The 18231-nt window shown below is 42.2% G+C and carries 19 protein-coding genes; 9 read left to right on the top strand and 10 right to left on the bottom strand.

Going from position 1 to position 18231, the window contains the following annotated elements; genetic code table 11:
* The first annotated feature begins 69 nt into the window (after positions 1-69).
* The 3 genes from IW644_RS18420 to galU all read left to right on the top strand — a co-directional run bounded on the left by IW644_RS18420 (position 70) and on the right by galU (position 3016).
* Complete coding sequence (locus IW644_RS18420; RefSeq protein ID WP_269918824.1) at positions 70-957, top strand: glycosyltransferase; 888 nt, start codon at positions 70-72, stop codon at positions 955-957.
* Positions 954-1826 (top strand): glycosyltransferase family 2 protein, encoded by an 873-nt coding sequence (locus IW644_RS18415; RefSeq protein ID WP_269918823.1) that lies wholly within the window; start codon positions 954-956, stop codon positions 1824-1826. Before IW644_RS18420 ends, IW644_RS18415 begins: the two co-directional genes overlap by 4 nt.
* Positions 1827-2122: 296 nt before the next feature.
* On the top strand, positions 2123-3016 hold the full coding sequence (gene galU, locus IW644_RS18410; RefSeq protein WP_118490083.1) for a UTP--glucose-1-phosphate uridylyltransferase GalU: 894 nt from the start codon (positions 2123-2125) through the stop codon (positions 3014-3016).
* A gap of 128 nt (positions 3017-3144) precedes the next feature.
* Here galU and IW644_RS18405 read toward each other — a convergent pair whose 3' ends face one another.
* The 7 genes from IW644_RS18405 to queF all read right to left on the bottom strand — a co-directional run bounded on the left by IW644_RS18405 (position 3145) and on the right by queF (position 11079).
* Entirely contained in the window at positions 3145-3456 is a 312-nt protein-coding gene (locus tag IW644_RS18405) for a ComEA family DNA-binding protein (RefSeq protein WP_269918822.1), read from the bottom strand.
* Between the two features lie 338 nt (positions 3457-3794).
* Positions 3795-4802, bottom strand: coding sequence for an isocitrate dehydrogenase (locus tag IW644_RS18400; protein ID WP_012517475.1), 1008 nt, complete (start codon positions 4800-4802; stop codon positions 3795-3797).
* Positions 4803-5021: 219 nt separating this feature from the next.
* Positions 5022-6632, bottom strand: a complete 1611-nt coding sequence (locus tag IW644_RS18395; protein ID WP_269918821.1) for a histidine kinase — start codon at positions 6630-6632, stop codon at positions 5022-5024.
* Between the two features lie 11 nt (positions 6633-6643).
* Complete coding sequence (locus tag IW644_RS18390; protein WP_269918820.1) at positions 6644-7018, bottom strand: DUF3192 domain-containing protein; 375 nt, start codon at positions 7016-7018, stop codon at positions 6644-6646.
* Positions 7019-7215: 197 nt separating this feature from the next.
* Positions 7216-8577 carry a nucleotide 5'-monophosphate nucleosidase PpnN gene (gene ppnN / locus IW644_RS18385; RefSeq protein WP_269918819.1) on the bottom strand — a complete coding sequence of 454 codons (1362 nt, stop codon included), beginning with the start codon at positions 8575-8577 and terminating at the stop codon, positions 7216-7218.
* 10 nt (positions 8578-8587) lie between these two features.
* Positions 8588-10144 carry a diguanylate cyclase gene (locus IW644_RS18380; RefSeq protein ID WP_269918818.1) on the bottom strand — a complete coding sequence of 519 codons (1557 nt, stop codon included), beginning with the start codon at positions 10142-10144 and terminating at the stop codon, positions 8588-8590.
* A 74-nt stretch (positions 10145-10218) separates the two neighbouring features.
* Positions 10219-11079: an NADPH-dependent 7-cyano-7-deazaguanine reductase QueF gene (gene queF / locus IW644_RS18375; protein WP_269918817.1), complete on the bottom strand. Its 861-nt coding sequence runs from the start codon at positions 11077-11079 to the stop codon at positions 10219-10221.
* A 162-nt stretch (positions 11080-11241) separates the two neighbouring features.
* Between queF and syd the strand changes: the two genes are divergently transcribed.
* On the top strand, positions 11242-11784 hold the full coding sequence (syd, locus tag IW644_RS18370; RefSeq protein ID WP_269918816.1) for a SecY-interacting protein: 543 nt from the start codon (positions 11242-11244) through the stop codon (positions 11782-11784).
* A gap of 62 nt (positions 11785-11846) precedes the next feature.
* On the opposite strand, the gene IW644_RS18365 is transcribed toward syd, so the two are convergent.
* Positions 11847-12158, bottom strand: a complete 312-nt coding sequence (locus IW644_RS18365; RefSeq protein ID WP_269918815.1) for a hypothetical protein — start codon at positions 12156-12158, stop codon at positions 11847-11849.
* A 376-nt stretch (positions 12159-12534) separates the two neighbouring features.
* Between IW644_RS18365 and IW644_RS18360 the strand changes: the two genes are divergently transcribed.
* Positions 12535-12900: a DUF3192 domain-containing protein gene (locus tag IW644_RS18360; protein WP_179982590.1), complete on the top strand. Its 366-nt coding sequence runs from the start codon at positions 12535-12537 to the stop codon at positions 12898-12900.
* A gap of 227 nt (positions 12901-13127) precedes the next feature.
* The gene (locus IW644_RS18355; RefSeq protein WP_179982591.1) at positions 13128-13775 is read left to right on the top strand and encodes a GNAT family N-acetyltransferase; all 648 of its coding nucleotides are present in this window, start codon (positions 13128-13130) and stop codon (positions 13773-13775) included.
* A 981-nt stretch (positions 13776-14756) separates the two neighbouring features.
* Here IW644_RS18355 and IW644_RS18350 read toward each other — a convergent pair.
* A complete protein-coding gene (locus IW644_RS18350) occupies positions 14757-15059 on the bottom strand; it encodes a DUF3301 domain-containing protein (RefSeq protein ID WP_269918814.1) in 303 nt (100 codons plus the stop codon).
* Positions 15060-16109 (bottom strand): DUF3549 family protein, encoded by a 1050-nt coding sequence (locus IW644_RS18345; RefSeq protein WP_269918813.1) that lies wholly within the window; start codon positions 16107-16109, stop codon positions 15060-15062.
* Positions 16110-16346: 237 nt separating this feature from the next.
* Here IW644_RS18345 and IW644_RS18340 point away from each other — a divergent pair, with 237 nt between their 5' ends.
* The 3 genes from IW644_RS18340 (at position 16347) to IW644_RS18330 (ending at position 18042) form a co-directional block, all read left to right on the top strand.
* Entirely contained in the window at positions 16347-16691 is a 345-nt protein-coding gene (locus IW644_RS18340) for a YqcC family protein (RefSeq protein ID WP_269918812.1), read from the top strand.
* Positions 16692-16759: 68 nt separating this feature from the next.
* Positions 16760-17539 carry a tRNA pseudouridine(65) synthase TruC gene (gene truC, locus IW644_RS18335; protein ID WP_269918850.1) on the top strand — a complete coding sequence of 260 codons (780 nt, stop codon included), beginning with the start codon at positions 16760-16762 and terminating at the stop codon, positions 17537-17539.
* Between the two features lie 53 nt (positions 17540-17592).
* Positions 17593-18042, top strand: a complete 450-nt coding sequence (locus IW644_RS18330) for a flavodoxin (RefSeq protein ID WP_179982595.1) — start codon at positions 17593-17595, stop codon at positions 18040-18042.
* Positions 18043-18231: the final 189 nt, after the last annotated feature.

Genomic DNA, 18231 nt, shown 5'->3' with positions numbered 1-18231 from the left:
ACCGTCGAAAAAGAAGCGCATAAAAGCGCTTTTATTTTCTCTGTTATTTTTATTGCTGGTAAATAATTCTTGATAAATCAATTCTCCGTCATTCACAACGAAAACAAAAAAAAGCATGTTGAATCGATTGTCGCAATGGCCGTTTATCAAGCCGACAATGCGAGATGGCTGCGAGAGGCCATCGAAAGTATAACAGGCCAGACCTATACCGATTTTCTCTTCATCATTGTTATTGACGGGCCGGTACCAGAGCCTATAACTCAAGTACTTCAAGAAGCTGCAAAGAATGACGATAGAATTATTTTAGCGCAAAATAGCCAAAATATCGGCCTTGCAAGTAGCATGAACTCTGCTATTGATTTTGGTTTGCAGTTTGACCCCTCTTATTTCGTGAGAATGGACGCAGACGATATCTCTGAAGAGTACCGACTTTTGCGCCAAATCACTTACCTAAATCGGCATAGCAATATTTCCGTACTCGGTTCAGCGCTTACTGAGATAAACGAAAGTGGAAAAAAGGTGGGTGCGAGAGTAATGCCCGCTTCGCACAAACAAATAACCCGAATACTACCTAGGCGCTGCTCGCTAAATCACCCTACAGTGGTGATCCGTTATAGCGTGTTTCATGACGGCCACAGATACAATGGCGACCTACTTAACACCCAAGATTATTTTTTCTGGGTTTCGCTAGCTTCGCAAGGTTATATCTTTAGAAATCTGAAGGACCGATTATTAAAGTTTAGAAGAGTAAATAACTTCTATAAGCGACGTGGGCTGAGCAAGTCTCTCAATGAGTTTAAAGCGCGCATCTTTGCAATCACCAAACTAAGACAATTTTCACCCTATAACTTTTTTTATGCTTGCGGTGTCTTATCACTGCGCTTAATGCCAGGGAAAGTGGTTAAATTAGCATATAAGCTCGACAGACATTTGTTAGAGAGGTTTGGTAAGCATTGAAAACAGGGATTGTCGTAATTCTCTATAACCCCGATATAGGGCACCTTAATAATGTGATTAAGGCTTTTTCGGCGCCTGAGTGGGATTTAGTATTGGTCGATAATTCTGCCAACACTGATGAGCGTTTGAATACATCTCTCTGCACTTACATTCATTGCGGAACCAATTTGGGTATTGCCAAAGCTCAAAACATAGGTTTGGAAAAGCTCTTTGATAAAGGTGTTGAATACGCTTTCCTGCTCGACCAAGATAGCCAGTTTACACCCAGCATTGCCAATGAATTATTACGCCAGTTTACTACTTTGGAGAAAGAAGCGCCTATCGCCGCAATAGGTCCCTCTATTTACTGTCAATTTTCTGATTGTGTTGATCAGGGTGTGCTTCAAAAAGGTAAAAAAATCTCCAATAGCTTGAAAGAAGTGAAACAAATTATTGCCTCGGGCATGCTTATCTCTCGTCGGGCTTTTGAGAGAGTGGGCGGAAAGGAAGAGGCACTTTTCATTGATGGTGTTGATCACGAATGGTGCTGGCGAGCTCGAGCAAAGGGTATGGCCATTTACCAGTCATTAAGTGCTTGTATGCCTCATCGGCAAGGCGATGATAGGGTAAAAGTATGTGGCGTTATGTTTAAACAAGGTACTCCAATTAGACTCTACTATCAATTTCGCAACGTGCTTATTCTAGCCCGACGTAGCTACGTTCCGCTTTATTGGAAGCTTCGTCATGTTTGTGCAATACCCGTAAGGTATCTTGTTAATCGATTTTGCTTTAGGCAGGGTAAAGTGAGAGGTCAGTATATGCGTCACGGGTTAAAAGATGGTTTTATGCGCACCGGCGGTCCTATTCAATCAAAAAAGTGTGTTAAATAAGCGTCGCTAATCAGCTACTTCTAAACGAATGGTCCGTAAGTAAAGTGAAAAATATACTCACTGCGCTTTCACTGTATTGGTGCATTAGATATTATTTATCCCAAGTTTTGTGCATTAATGAGTGAAAAATAACCGTAATGCCCATTTTCAAGACACAAATGCTCTAAAAGGGTAATTGGAACATCGATTGCATTACTCTTTTGTATAATAGCGAATATAGATAAGCTTAAGAAATAAATGACGGCAAAGCGCCGTCTTAAGCGAGTAACTAGGATTTTAAAAAAGGATATTAACTTATGAGTCAGGTTAAAAAAGCGGTAATTCCTGTAGCAGGTCTTGGGACGAGAATGCTTCCGGCAACGAAAGCTATCCCTAAAGAGATGTTACCTGTGGTTGATAAGCCACTAATTCAGTACGTTGTTAGTGAATGTGTTGCGGCTGGTGTAAAGGAAATTATTCTAGTAACTCACGCTAGTAAGAACAGCATTGAGAACCACTTTGATACTTCATTTGAACTTGAAGCAACGCTTGAAAAGCGTGTTAAGCGTCAACTTTTAGAAGAAGTTCAGTCAATTTGTCCGAAAGACGTAACTATCATGCATATCCGTCAAGGCGTAGCTAACGGGTTAGGTCACGCTGTATTATGCGCTCGCCCGTTAATCGGTGATGCTCCATTTGCTGTCGTGCTTCCTGACGTGATAATCGACGATGTGGCAAGCGATCCTAAAAAGGATAACCTTGCTGATATGGTAGCCAAATTCAATACTAGCCGTGTTAGCCAAGTTATGGTTGAGCAGGTACCAGAAGAAGATATTTCTAAGTTTGGTATTGCTGATCTTGATGGCGCGGCTATCACTCCAGGTGACTCAGCGAAAATTCACGCAATGGTTGAAAAACCACCTCGTGACGAAGCGCCTTCAGACCTAGCTGTAGTAGGTAGATATGTGCTTTCAGAAAAAATTTGGGACTTGCTAGAGTTTACACCACCAGGTGCGGGCGGCGAAGTTCAACTTACTGATGCTATTGATGCACTGATGAAGCTTGAACAAGTAGATGCTTACTACATGAAAGGGAAGAGCCACGATTGCGGAAGCAAGTTAGGCTACATGAAAGCTAATGTAGAATATGCATTACGCCATCCTTCTTTAGGTGATGAGTTTAAAGAGTACCTAGCGTCGGTAGTGAAATAATAGAGTATTTCGGAAGCTATAAGTAATATAAAAATGCGCCGATATTGGCGCATTTTTTTTTAATCACTCTTTGAACGCCGCTAGACTAACTAATAGATTATCGTTTAGAGTCGTTAAGCTAATGTCATTTACTTAACACGCACATGATTTTCTATCTTGCTTAGCATTTTTTCGCCAATGCCTTTTACCTGGGTTAGTTGCGCGACTTCAAGAAACGGCCCCACTTCCTCGCGGTACTTAACAATCGCTTTTGCTTTGGACTGACCAACACCTGGTAGCGAAATTAACTGCTCCACGGTCGCTGAGTTTAAGTCGATGCGCTGCTGTAGGTTTGTTTCTTTATGCTGTGTTTGCTTATTACTTTCTACTTCAGCATGAACCACAGGAGCTTGAATAGCTAACGCTGATAGAACGAGTAAGCCAGAGATTAATTTTTTCATCATCTTTCCTTGTATGTGTTGCTAAATACGCGACCTGTTTTTCTGGTATTACGTTTTAGCTAAATGGGATTAAAGTTATGTACCCACAGTGCTCTGACGCTTTCTAGTCTTAAAACTATCGAATCTAACTTGGCATAAAGATTAGAGTCTATTCGATGTAGCGATTAGTAATAAAGCGCGAAGCACCTCTGCGTGTACAAGCAAGATAATAGAGGCGGGCTAAAAAAGCGGTAGTCCAGTTTTAGTACAGTTTTTATTCGGGAAGTGGAGGGTAATGTATAAAAAAACGGGCTAGAAAGCCCGTTTTAAAATAATAACAGTGCTACAGCACAAGACGCTTATAGACGATCAAGAAGCGCTTGGGTAAATTCTGTTGTACCGGCTTCACCACCAAGGTCGCGAGTGGTGCGGTCACCAGATTCAATAACGTCTTTCAATGCTGCGCGAATTTTCTCTGCTTTATCACCCATGTTTAGGTATTCAAGCATTTGCGCTGCAGCAAGTACTACAGATGTAGGGTTCGCAAGGTTTTTACCCGCGATATCTGGAGCACTACCGTGAACAGCTTCAAAGATTGCACAGTCTTCACCAATGTTTGCGCCTGGTGCCATACCAAGACCACCAACAAGACCCGCACACAGGTCTGAAAGGATGTCACCGAAAAGGTTAGTGGTGACGATAACGTCAAACTGATGAGGGTTCATGACAAGCTGCATGCAGCAGTTATCTACAATCATCTCAGCAGATTCGATGTCTGGATAACGCTCGCCAACTTCACGGGCAACTTTTAGGAATAGACCTGATGTTGACTTAAGAATGTTTGCTTTGTGAACCGCTGTTACTTTCTTACGGCCTTCACGACGTGCTAGCTCATAAGCGAAAGTTACGATTTTCTCAGCGCCGTCACGAGTAATCTTACTCATTGCTTCAGCTTCGTTGCCGTCTTCTGAAACAACTTGCCCGAGACCAGAGTACATACCCTGAGTGTTTTCACGTACAGTGATGATATCAATATCTTCGTAACGTGCTTTTGTGCCTTTAAAAGACATTACCGGGCGTAGGTTAGCGTACAGTTTAAACTGCTTGCGAAGACTAACGTTGATAGACGTAAAGCCTTCACCAACTGGCGTAGTTAAAGGGCCTTTAAGCGCAACTTTATTTTTTGCGATAAGGTCTAGTGTTTCTTGAGGTAGAAGCTCGCCATGTTCTTCCAGTGCAACTAAGCCCGCATCGGCATAGTCATAGGCAAAGTCACAGCCAACCTTATCTAGAATTTTTGTGGTCGCATCGATAATGTCCGGGCCAATGCCGTCACCGCGAATGACTGTAATACGTTGCTGAGTCATGTGGAGGGATCCTCTGGTAATTCTGTTATCAAAATCGTTAGGTTTATTCAGTTATTAGTTTGGCGCGTGAAGTGCCAAATTTTGCCTGCTTATATATTATAATGGAAAATGTAGGGAAAAAGGGTAAAGCACAGCAAAAGTAGCAGTATTTTACCCGATAGCTGGCCTAAGTTATAGCCATTCGTAAAGATAAATTGAGGTGGTAAGGTTCTTAATCCGCTATAAAGGGAGGGGACAAAAAAGTAGCTGTCCGTTAGACTCAAGCGCACTGAGAACATCATTGGGTTCTAAGCTTAAAATCCTTAAAAGGGTTTTCGCGTTAATATCTTGCAGTAACGTATAAACATCCTGATTAAATAAGCATGCTTTCGCAAGTGAAAAGCTCAACACCAAGACTGCCTGTTCTTTTTGAATCGATTTTGGAACTTCGGTGCTCGCTTTTCCACATTGATGTATTACCGCGCGCCAGGTAGAACTCTGGTGCCAACTACCAGCGAGTTCCGACGCTATTGCTAGCCAAGGCGTATCGGACTTCACTTTAAACGCGTTATTAATAGATACGATATTGTCGAGGCGAACAGGCAAGGATTTAGATACTTTGAAACCTGGGAGTGTGAATAGGGGAGTGCAAATAAAAGTCATCGTTAAGGCTGCCGACTGCGGCGTAAACTTCGAATCTACAATTTGTGCAAAGTAGCTAGAAAATGAGCACGCTAGTAAGGTTATTTGCTTACACATTCCCATAAGTGGAAATTGATTTTGCGTTAGCCGCTCTAAAAGAGCGAACTGAATAAGCATGTCGCCCACTCGTTCTATACCGTAGGTTAATACAGCTTGTTTTATGCTTTTCACTGGCAGTTGCAATCTGTTGTCTTGACTCGCAGTGAGCATCAAAAAATGATTAAAAGTGGGGACTTTTTCAATTTTTTCACACAGTTGTTCAATCACCACATCTTGCTTTTGCAATTCGTCGATAATGGTAATAAGCGCTTTTGGGGGGTGTTGAATAGCGAATGTTGAAGGCAGGTACGGAGTGCCGCCCTGATTCGCTCTGGCATTGGCGGTGTCTGTATACAGTGCTATAAAATGCTCAAAGGGTAATGATAAAAGCACCGGAGCTTGAATAGCCGATAAAGGAAGCCATTTACCATCTTCGTCATCCTTGCTGAGCGTAAATACATAACCATGATTTTGCTGAACATCTACCAACGCGCCAGGCACACCATTAGCAAAAACTTTTGATCCAGGAAGCGAACCTTCGAATAGCTGAATAAGCGGTGCGATATGATGGCGATGATAGGCAGGGAGGCGACAGGCTATGTGGGTAAACACCGTTTGGTAATCGTTTTTTTTCGCATTTGTTGCGAAAACACCAGAGAGAAGGCTAAGTCTCTGCGCTAGGTTTAGTCGGTTATCTGCGATAAAGTTAATGTATTTTCCCGTCTGAAAGGCTTTTTGCAATTTTACCGTATCTTGCCAAATGGCCAGATTGTGTTTACGCAAAAAGCGAATGACTTCAGGAATGCTATCTCGTGGTGTTTTAGCGCTTGATAGCCAAAAGGTGGCAAGTAGAGACGCGAGAACGTGCTGTAGGTAATGGTCGTTAAATCGACAGAGCTTGCCAAACAGTGCCAATAGCAAAAGTTGTTGCGTGTCTTTAGGTAAGTCGTTATCGATGTGAAGGGTGGCCGCAGCTAGGGCTGGGTTTGCATTAACTAACGTCAATATCCGTTTTGCGTTTTTTAACCAATGATTAATACGCTGCTCGACTGATAACTCAGCTTCGCCTATATGAATAAGGCGTTTAAGTGTGGAAATGATGCCGGTCACTCCCCATCCTTTTAACTTTTTTGATAGCTAGAGTAAGCCCCTTCACCCCAAGCTATAAGCTTATCGTTTTCGAACAGTAAAGGCGTACACTCATCTTGTGTTGTTAAACCGTCTGCACGTACATGCTGGGTTCTAAAAAACATAACCTGAATCGCTGTAGCACCTTGCCTTTTAGCTTCTGTGATGTCAGGAGAGCCAAGCAAAGCAAGCACCTCTTCTCGTGTACTGCCCAACTTCAGCTTAGTAATTTGAACGCGGTTGTACTCTTCACGGTCTTTCCAATCCATATTTTCAGGTTTATCAGGGTAAAAGGCGATGACCATAAAAACAAACACCGCGTATAACGCGACGCCAGCTAAAATTAGACGAATAACCTTGGTATTCATGACCGTTACTTCTCGTTTTCTGTACTCAAATGTTAGTGAGGGACATCAGTGCCCAAAAGCATGACCATTTAACAAGGTAAACTTGCAGCTCGTAACATTTTTCTGTTTAACAATACTCTAGGCAAGTGTACCTTAAAACGCCTATTAAACATAAGTAGTAAACGTAAGCAAATGCGTCACCTTCTTAATTTGCTAGGTTAGCCATTTTTTACAACATAACAAGGTTCGTAGGCACTGCCGGGAAGCTTCATTCTGTGCTGTTTTACAAATGACTCTAATAATGTATCCACTTTGTCCATAAGTGTACTATCGCCGGTAAGCTCGAAGGGACCGTGTTCTTTAATTTGTGCGATGCCTTCGGCCTTTACATTCCCGGCAACAATGCCTGAAAATGCTTTACGCAAATTTGCAGCAAGATCGCTTTTACTTTGATCTAAATGAAGCTGTAGTGCTGCCATACTTTCGTGAGTGGGTATGAAGGGTTGTTGGAAGTCCTGTTCGATTTTAAGTGACCAGTTAAAGCTGAAAGCATCACCCATCGCCCCTCTAAATTTTCGGACTTTTTCAAGGTGTTTACTCATAGTACGGGCGACTTCTTCAGGGTCATCCACGATAATCTGATATTTTGACTGGGCTTGTGCGCCTAGCGTGGCCCCTACAAAAGTATCTATTGCTTCGAAATACTCTTCGCTGCCTGCAGGACCGGTTAGTATAAAAGGGAATGGTTGTTGCGCATTGCGCTCATTCATCAATATCCCAAGTAAATAAAGCAGTTCCTCAGCTGTTCCTACACCGCCTGGAAATACAATGATGCCGTGCCCTAATCTCACGAAGGCTTCTAATCGCTTTTCAATATCTGGCATGATAATGAGCTCGTTCACAATCGCATTAGGTGGTTCTGCGGCAATAATACTGGGTTCAGAAATACCAATGTATCGACCGGATTTGTGACGTTGCTTGGCATGACCTATCGTCGCCCCTTTCATGGGGCCTTTCATTGCGCCTGGTCCGCACCCAGTGCAAATATTCATATCGCGCAGGCCTAACTGATAGCCTACTTCTTTCGTGTATTTATATTCGACTTGATTGATAGAGTGACCGCCCCAGCACACTATAGTATTCACGCTATCGTTACCTTCAAGGGCTTTAGCGTGACGTAGCATGTCAAACACCATATCGGTGATCTCACTTCCTTCAGCAGTCGCTGTTTGATGGAGAAATGCATACTTGTTGCCCATGTAAAGTAAATCACGCAGTACAGCAAATAAGTGTTCATGAACACCGCGAACAAGCTTTTCGTCTACAAATGCAACTTCTGGTGGATTAATAAGTTCGATCTTTACGCCTCGCTCACGGCGGATGAGTTTTATTTCAAAATTTTCAAAAGGGGCGAAAAGCGCTTCAAAATTGTCTTCATCCACACCGCTGTTTAATACTGCGAGGCTGCAGTTTCTAAACATGGAGAAGAGCTCGCTATTTGTTGCATCTTGGAGGCGGGATACTTCCACTTGCGAAAGCTGACTCATTGAGCCAACGGGATTAAGCTGAACTTTCTTCATACTTCACACCTTATAAGTCAGTGCTTAAATCAGTTACTACAAGATTGCGGCCGTTTCGCTTCGCTTTGTAAAGGTATTCATCCGCGCGTTCGAAAACCGTTTCTGTTGTGTCTTCTTTACCAAAGCAGGTCGCGCCAAATGATGCAGTAATTTTGACTTTCTCTTGCTTAAATTTAAACGGCATAGCAGCTAGTTTAGTTCTAATTTCATTAAGCTTTTCGTCAATCTCTGTCATCTGTGATTCAGGCAGTAGCATCACGAACTCTTCGCCTCCCCACCGTGCGACAAAGTCTTTTTCAGAAAGGTTCTGTTTCAAAAACTTACTTACCACTTGAAGAGTTTTGTCACCGGCGGCATGACCAAATCTATCGTTGATCGATTTGAAATGATCAATATCTACTACGGCAACGGCGAGTGTTGTCCCATCTTCCTTATAGTTAGCGAAAGCGGCATCCAGTTTCTCGTTATAAGCTTGTCTATTTGGTAAACGAGTGAGCGGGTCGGTACGACTTTGCATCGCTTGTTCAGCTAGCTTCTTTTTATAAACGCTGGTTTGCTGTTGCAATGTATCAATGCGCGATTGCATGGACGATAGCAGTGCCAAAAGCGCTTCTTGCCCCTGCTCGTCGTTGTCTTGCTGTTCGCTTAACGTTGCTACAAGTTTTTCTACGCGAAGCTGGGTTTTCTCTTTGAGGGATTCTAATGATTCGCTCTCTGAAACAGTTTCTTCAATATAACTAATGTGCCGTTTAATCTGTTCTGTACCGGCTTTGCGCTGTTCGAACTGCGCTTGGCTATCTTCTATGGCTATATTAACGTCGTTACTGACTTCACCAAGTGAACGATGAAGGCTCTGTATAACTTTGCCAGTTAGGCTTGCTTCAGACATTGCATCTTGCACAATCATTCGCAAAATAACTACGCAGCTTTTAAGCAACTGGTCTTCACTCATGCCCTCATCAAGACGTTGCTTGATATCGTTTAGCTGCTGGTCGTTCTGTTTCTTTTGTGCATAAGAAGCGATGAGATGATTGAGTTCAACGAGAATTGAACGGTAATGTGGATTGTCGTCTTGTACCGAACGAGTAGGGACATTTTGCTGTACCTCTGCGGAGCTTCCAATCTCATTAGAAGGTTCAAGCCCTATCATTTCTTTATTCAGCGCAATGCGGTGAAGCGCAATGGCTTTGGCGTAAAGCTTATAGATACTGAAGATATCGCCTACAGGCTGGTTTAGTTTAATTAACTCTTGTGTAGTAAGGCTTTTCAATTCGTTGTCTTCAAAGACAATTTTCTGCAACTGTTTCATTGCATCTTCCAGCGACGAAACGGTGTCAACACTGTACTTTCTTAAAGTGATTTCTTGACGCTGAAGAGATTTGTTGAGCTTCTCAATGCTTACAGCGGCAAGGCTAAAATTAGGTGTACCTGAAAGATGACCGCGCAGCACTTTGAGTTCGGAATCTATTTTATCGGAAAAGCCCTCATAAAATGCTGAGAGCCTCACGATAAACTGACAAAGAAGCGCGTTATTTTGTTTTAGGGCTTGTAGTTGTTTTGCTTCCATAATCTCGTCTTTGTTCTAACTCGCAATTACCGTTGCGATTTAGTTAGCTTTTGTTTGTGTGCTTCATCGCTGTATTACTGACGCGCCTGACGATGGTTAGCATAAGGTGCTTCGAAATTCGAACGGAAAGGGTTGATATCTAACCCCCCGCGCCGGGTATAACGAGCACACACTGTTAATTTAGCGGGCTTACAATGCTGCATAATATCGTTGTAAATACGCTCAACGCATTGCTCATGAAATTCATTGTGCTGCCTAAAGCTAACCAGATATTTTAAAAGCCCTTCGTGATCAATGGCTTTTCCTTCATATCTAATCTGAATACTAGCCCAATCTGGCTGACTTGTGATTAAACAATTAGATTTAAGTAAATGAGAAACCAAAGTCTCCTTGGTATCGGCATTATTCTCGGTAACCGCTAAATATTGTGTGTTAGGTGAGTATTGCTCGATTTCCACATCAAGGTTATCTAATAATATTCCCTCGAATTCCTTAAACTGCAATGCGGTAAACTGTTGAGGAAGAATGAGTTTTACCTGAACCTGCTCCCCTGCACATTTAGATAGATCAGCTTGGAGAACTTTTTGAACCTCTTCTGGTGAAGCAAGCTTTGATTGGTTGAAACTGTTCAAATATAGCTTGAACGATTTTGATTCAATAAGGTTTGGGGAAGTTATTGGAACGTGACACTCCAAAATTGCCACATTAGGCTTTCCTTTTTCATTAAGCCAAGAAAGTTCATATCCCGTCCAAGTGTCTATTCCGTCAAACGGTAATTCTGAATCGTTAAGGGATAACGTATCTCGACTTAAACTGCGAGGTACCCCTTGCAATAAGCTTGGGTTGTATTCAAATTCATAATCGACCTGTTTGCCCAGAGACAGGTCATCAGGTGCTGAGATAATAATTTTTTGAGGCGAATTGTCAGTCGACATAAGAACCTTTCATCTATCTACTTAAAGTGCTAACTGGCGTGCTGCTACAGCGTAATTTTACGAGGGTGCGTTATGAACTAGCAGCACAGCCTAAGCAAGCCGAGTATTGACTTAACTGTTTAGTTGTATAGTGTACCCCAAAAATACGAGGGTAACGTCAAAATGGCTCTAACAATTCCTGCACAATTAGATAAATTTGTATCATCTTATGTCGAACAAGCTGAAGTTAAGGGATTAAAAATCGAATTTGACAGCGAGTGGCCATCGCCTTGCTATAAAAATAGTGCGAATGACGGTGAGCTTGTCAGTTGGGCTCCCGTGCTGCAATCTCCTCCACACTCTTTCGATAATGTTGAAGAAGCACTGACCTTAACGCTCAACCCAGATTATTGTCAGTTTTTCACTCGTTATTACAGTGACAATTTAAAGGCAATGGCACCTCAAGGTAACTGCGAATTGCTTCAAGTGTTTAATAGCGAAGACTTTGAAAGGCTACAACAGAATTTAATCGGCCACTTGTTAATGAAGCAAAGGCTCAAACAAGCACCTACGTTGTTTTTCGGGTTAACAGACGAAGAGGATTTTATATTAACGGTTGTCAACGAAAGCGGTGAAGTTGCATTAGAACAAGTAGGAAGGGAGCCTGCTAAAATACTTGCCCCATCTCTAGCCGTATTTCTTGAGCAACTCACTCCTCGTGCTTGAAAATAACGCCTTTATATAACCCACCTACAAACAGTCACTACTTTCTTTGTTCGCATTAGTGTTTACTGAGCATCCATCAATTTAAGTAGTGCCTGTTTTAATTCAGCGACTTCCTTTTCTAATGTTTCCACACGCGCTTGAAGGCTGTCTGGTCGATGTGTATTTAACGAAGTACTTTGTGCAGATTGGGCTTCTTTGCCCGTGACGTCAAGCTGAGGCTTATGTGCATTGAAACGCTTAATTGCTTCAATAGCTTCTGTAACTGACACCTTGAATGGGGCTTTAGACCTTAAAATGCCTACCGTTGGCGTTTTGCCTTCTTGATGCATTTGAAGACATAAAACGTGAAGTTGCTGTAAGTTCGAATTTGACATGAGAGTAAAAAGTTTTTAGGTCGCGATTGTAGCTAGTGTAGCTCGTTCACATAGTCAATTTCACTAATAAGTTGCTGATTTCACTACTTTTCAAATGTGTAAAAGTTGAGTGGTAAATAAAGTTTATATAAATCAGAAGGATATGCTTTTGGTACTATTCTTGTTTATTTAGTTTTGCATCACGTTTTTTCACACCATCAAGTGGATGAAAAATAATCGGTGCAGTCAGCATTCAGTGTCAATTCACATAGTAGGCGTAATACTCTACATGGTTATAAGTACTGACAATGTTTGCAATTGTAAGGTTTGCAACTGAAAGGCCATTAGGCTGTTAATTTAAAAATAAAAAACAACACACAATATTTAAGGAATTCACATGAAAACGGTTCTTCTTTCTGTAGCTTTAGCATCTTCTGTTTTGCTTTCTGGCTGTGTCGTATCTGTAGGGGGCGGGTCAGATAGCCACTATGGCGCTGATTGGGAAGATAGAGAGTTTAATAATCGCAAACATATCGCAAATCTTGAGACGGGCACAAGCTATGAAAGTGTTTTAAGAAAAATGGGCGTTGCAGACTTTAACGAGCTGTTTGAAAAGCAAGATGGTACATATCGCGTACTATATTACCGCACGCAAAAAACAATGGGCGATGGTATAACGACGAAAGATGAGTGTACGCCCCTTGTTTTTAGAAATAGTAGCTTAGTCGGGTGGGGCGATAGCGCATACAGCCTAATGCACTAATTGGTGATTTTGCAAATGTGTAGCGATGTAGAAATTGATGAAAAGTTAAATGTTAATTAAAAGTTAACATGAAAGGGGTTTTCAAGTAGGCTAAAGTTTAGACAGTGTGAGTGGGTGATGGCGCGAAAATAAAGTGAGTGCCGTGTTGACCACTTGTTCTTATTTTACCGAACTTTTACTGAGACTGGTAAAAATAACTAAACAGCTTTGCGTACAAGGAGCCCCTTATGAACACCGATGCCCACAATAACGCGTTAGCCCCCTTGCAAGACACAGTCAAAGCGATTTACCTTTCAGTTGACGATCTCAAAGTCGCAGCATCTATACTTTACAATGCTTATGTGGACGACCCCTTATTTATCGATATCTTTCAGGCGGAAAAAGAAGGTTATGAAAGTCGCCTTCGTTCAGCCATTCGCGAGGAACTTAACGCATTTTGGGTAGCAGAGCAGCCCATGATTGGTTTATTTGACGAAGATAGATTGATTGCAGTGGCATGCCTTACCGCACCAGATGCGGCATTTGGAGCAGGGCGTTACTGGCACTGGCGATTGAGAATGCTGCTAACCGCAGGTTTATTCGGCACCAAACAAATGCTGGAAAAAGAAGAGAAAGTAAGAGCGTTAGTACCTGCAGATAATTTTCATATGTTGAGTTTTATTGCGGTGCATCCTGATTATCAACACCACGGTCTTGGGCATATATTGCTAGGCGCCATCGACAGTGTTGTCGAAGAAGACGACAAAAGCGAAGGCGTTTCGGTATTTGTGACCGTAGATAAACATCGTACGTTTTTTAACGACGATAACTACCAGGTTGTTGGACAACTAAGCCTTTCCCATGTTCAGGGGGAAGTCATGTTTAGACAGAAATGATGCTTTATTATTCAAAACAGTGCACCTATCAGAATATCGCCAAAAACAGTTCCAATCTTTACGCCAAATTTACCACAGCGTTTGTAAGACATTTCCTACAAATGCTGTGAGTGATCTTACCTAAATTCTGAAAGAGTTATTCATACTAAAGTATACAGCCTTTGTTTTTTAAGGACTTTTTCTTGTTAGTCAAAAGTCGTACAAAAACTTTTCTTAAATCTCTGTAATTCAATATGGCGGTAATACTTGGAAGGGATACTATGAACATGTCACAAGGAAACACGACGAGTCATGGATTGAGTCAGGAATTTATTAAAGGAATAAATTAGGACAACTTAAGGAAGAGATTCTCACAAGGTTGTGAGTAAAAGGAAGGGACGCAGTAGGGAATTGCGAAACAAGGAAGTGACAAAGGACTGAAGGGAACGAACGGATTTCATGGATAGCATGTGTGATAGGAATGTCACAGACAGGATGTAGCATGGATAAGGACAAAGCTAGCAGGGAGCTAGTGGCAAGGAGCCAAAGGCAAGGCGGCCTCTAAGGAATTTCTAGTTTGCATGGACGAGCAAACCAAGGATGAAAGAGGGACATGCTAAAGGATTAGCAAAGCTGTAGCAGGATGTGCAGCAAATAAAGGACGAAGGAAGGGAAGGTCAGCGGAGTCTGACAAGGACAGCCTCAGGATGAGGAACACTGCATGTAGGATGTGCAGTAACAAAGGAAAAAAGGAAAGGGACCTACGCATGGAAGTGTAGCTCGCACAGGAAGTCGCGAGAGTAGATGGAAAGGGGCGTATACGGATTTTAATCGGGAAGATTTTAGTCGCAAAGGATCGCGGAGAAGGATACTCAAAATTCCAGGAAAAAGGGGAGCCGTCAGGTTCCCCTTTTTTTTGGCGGTTTTGGGAAGCCTATTTTCCAGTTTTCTGAAAATTATTTCTTAGTACTGAAAAATCTGTAACCCCCTGAGCATAAGCATCTACACCCTATGCGGAGGTACTTCGGTTCGCATAACTCTTACGCCTATCAATTCGACTTCGCCCGTATACCTGTCTTCACCATTACTTGAAAACTCAAAGTAAAATAAGCTGTGCCAGTCTGGTTTACCAAATTTAAATGAGAACCGAGTTTTAGCCCTTGCTACACTTAACAATTGCAGACCATGTTTATCGCAGTATTGGTTTAGATAAGCGTTTGTGCGTTCTGAAATAGCCCGAATACGCCAAAATTGATAGCCAGTAAAACCAATTGTTAACCATATGACCAATTCAAGTAACGTCATCTATTTTCTCGCCTGCGCAAACAACCGCTGAAATGCTTTGCTTAGAATATCCGAGTTGGCGTCTGAGTGTAGGAGCGTAAGTACTTGTCTGCGTAATTTCGGAATTTGGACTAAATCAGAAAAGAAACCAGCAAATAAGGCGCCTTGGTGACCTTCTTTTTCGTCAACTTTTGCAGCTTGTTCTAAAAAGGTACTAAGTAGGAGCGGTTCCATTTGCTCGAAATGTCGTGCCGCAATAACACTTAAAATATCGATACGCTGCGTTTTTTCATTTTTCAATAAGTCTAGTAGCTTACTATTTATGGTTGGGTTAAAGCTTCCTTCAGACGTGCCTCTTAAAGCCGCTAGATTAATGTCGTCGCCATCATCAATTTTGCTCAAATACATAGCCAATAAGTTATCTGACAAAGAAACGCTCTCGCTTGTCTCCATAAGCGTATTAACAAACACATCTGAGTAAAGTGCTACATTGGCTTTAATTGCTTCTTCTAATACACCTCGCTTTGCGTGCCTGCTGAAACCATGTATAAAATCTGCCACGCTTTGCATAGATATTTGTTGCCAATCCACAAGCTGCGGGGCTTGGATGTAAGCTTCAACTTTCTGCGCTTCTTCGCTTAAGGGATGGTTTAACGTGCTTTTGACTAGCGCATTAAACTGAGCAAGTTGCGATTGGTTCGGAACGAAGGAGTAAGGGTTGTCGGGCAATTGCTGTGCATTTTCGGTATCTTCTGCAATCGACTTCCCTAATGCATCCACAATAATCTCTAGAAAATGATTTCTAGCAGCTGCAACGACCAAGCCTTGCTCATCAAGTGGCAGCTTTATAAACCATATATAGTGTTGCGAAGAAGCATTTTTGTTCCAAAAAACAATACCGAACCACGCATGTTGTTGACGAGGGTAGGGCGCGTAAGCACTGCCATTTTCTATTTCTAGAAACGTCTGATTATCTGTGGGTTCAATACGTCGACCTAAATCAAAAACATGATATTCAGTGCCTGCGTGTAACAAAAACTCACTGATAGAATTGATACTGTTAGCGCTCATAACTCGTTCCAAAATACTGCTTTAATTAAATGTTGCTAGGTCCGTAGACCTTTGATGTTCAGCAAAGATCAACCACCTCTAGGGCGTGCTTATATTTGCAGGGGGCCATCAGCAAACCTCATTAATGGTATCACAGCAGAAGAATTTCAACGATACAACACACTGACTTATGTTGACCTTAAGCCCCTGATATACTGCGCGCTATAAATTGAAGCATATTAGGATAGCGGAGAAGTAGTGAATCAAGCGAATAGTAGCCGTCATTTAGCTTTCATCAACGCACTTGAGCAATTAGAAGCTGTAATGCAGCAAGATGGTGTTTGGCCAGATGAAGTACCCAATGACCAAGCGCTTAAAAATGCTATAGGAAGTGAAGTACCTTTCGCAGCGGATTGTTTTTCTTTTGAAGCTTGGCTAGCTTTTATTTTTATACCCAAAATGCGCATTTTACTGAGCCAATCGCACCCTATACCAGCGATGCAAATTACACCCGCAGCAGAAGTATATTTATCACCCGCGAATCAAAGTACTCTGTCCGCGCTAAAAAATATTGACGATATTGCCAGTGGAGACATTGGATGAGTAAGCTAGGCCAAGCTTCAGGTATCCCACAGAAGGGCCTGTCAGATGATGCAATAGAGCGCCTAGAAATGCAGTCTAGTCAAAAAGCCAATGTTGAAGAACAAGACAGCGCGAGCTCTCTGCATTTGCCTGTTTTATACCAAGATGATCATATCATTGCGATAAATAAGCCCCCGGGCCTGCTAGTACACAGGAGCCCTATAGATAGGCATGAAACCGTTTTTGCGGTGCAGACGCTTAGAGATCAAATCGGCAAGCACGTGTTTCCAGCTCACCGCTTAGATAGACCTACATCAGGCGTTTTGGTATTTAGTTTTAGCTCAGAAAATGCGGCAAAGCTAGGCCAACAAATGATGGATAAGCAGGTGGTTAAGGTATATCACGCTGTGGTTAGAGGCTTCGTCAACCATACCGGCTTTATTGATTATGCCCTTAAGTACCGTTATGACAAAATTGCAGACAAACATAAAAGGCCACAGCAAGCTCCTCAGCCAGCGTCCACTATGTATGAGTCACTCGCAAAGTTTGAAGTGCCCGAGCCTGTAGGTAGATACCAAAGTGCTAGGTATTCTTTAGTAAAACTTTCTCCCAGTACTGGGCGTAAGCACCAGCTTCGAAGACACATGGTACACATTCGTCACCCCATTATTGGCGATACAACTCACGGCGATGGGAAGCAAAACAAATTCGCTAAACAGCACTTTAATTTTAATAATTTGGCCTTAAGTTGTACTCATATGGGCTTTTCTCATCCTGTTAGCGGTAAATGGATAACGATTAATGGTGAGATGCACAATGAAATGCAACAATTCGTAAACAGGTTAAAACCGTTTAGCTTGATAAGATAGAAATACTTTCCGCCTGTCGACATGGGCGACGATCATTGGTTTAAGAGGTAAAAATGGCAACATTGAAAATTATTGCGGGTACAGTATACGGTAACGCGCAACACGTAGCTGAGCAGGTGGAAGAAAATTTAGCTGAGCAGGGAGTAGATTGTTCACTCGAAAGCGACCCTTCAGTAGCCGATTTTACTGATGCTGACGCACTGTTAATTATCACCTCAACGACAGGTCAGGGCGATGTTCCACCTAACCTAGAGTTTGTGTTTTCAGATTTAAAAGACGAATCACCGATGCTAACGGGCAAGCCTTTCGCTGTTGCAGCGCTAGGTGATAGTAGCTATGGCGAAAGCTTTTGTGGAGCAGGTAAACAATTCCAAGAATTACTTACTGAACTGCAAGGTAACGCGGTTACTAATATGCTAGAAGTTGATGCTATTGAAACCCTAGAGCCAGAAAAAGACGTGGTAGAGTGGGTTAACACCATCAAGGACAAGCTTTTGTCTTAAGCGTTGATGGCTTATGGGTTAAGAATAAAAAGAGGCGCTAAGGCGCCTCTTTTTTATATGCGTGACCCATCCTAAATAGCGTTGACACTTTTCAAACTTAATTTGGAGAGTGTTATGAAATCAGATAGTAAAAGAACTCAACGAGATTATTCTCTCGCTTTTAAATTGGCAGTTGTAGACCAAGTTGAA

It is taken from the genome of Alteromonas sp. PRIM-21 (assembly GCF_027563165.1).
GTDB lineage: Bacteria > Pseudomonadota > Gammaproteobacteria > Enterobacterales > Alteromonadaceae > Alteromonas > Alteromonas macleodii_A.
Note: the sequence above shows the minus strand (reverse complement) of the source record. Positions and strands in the feature narration are given on the sequence as shown.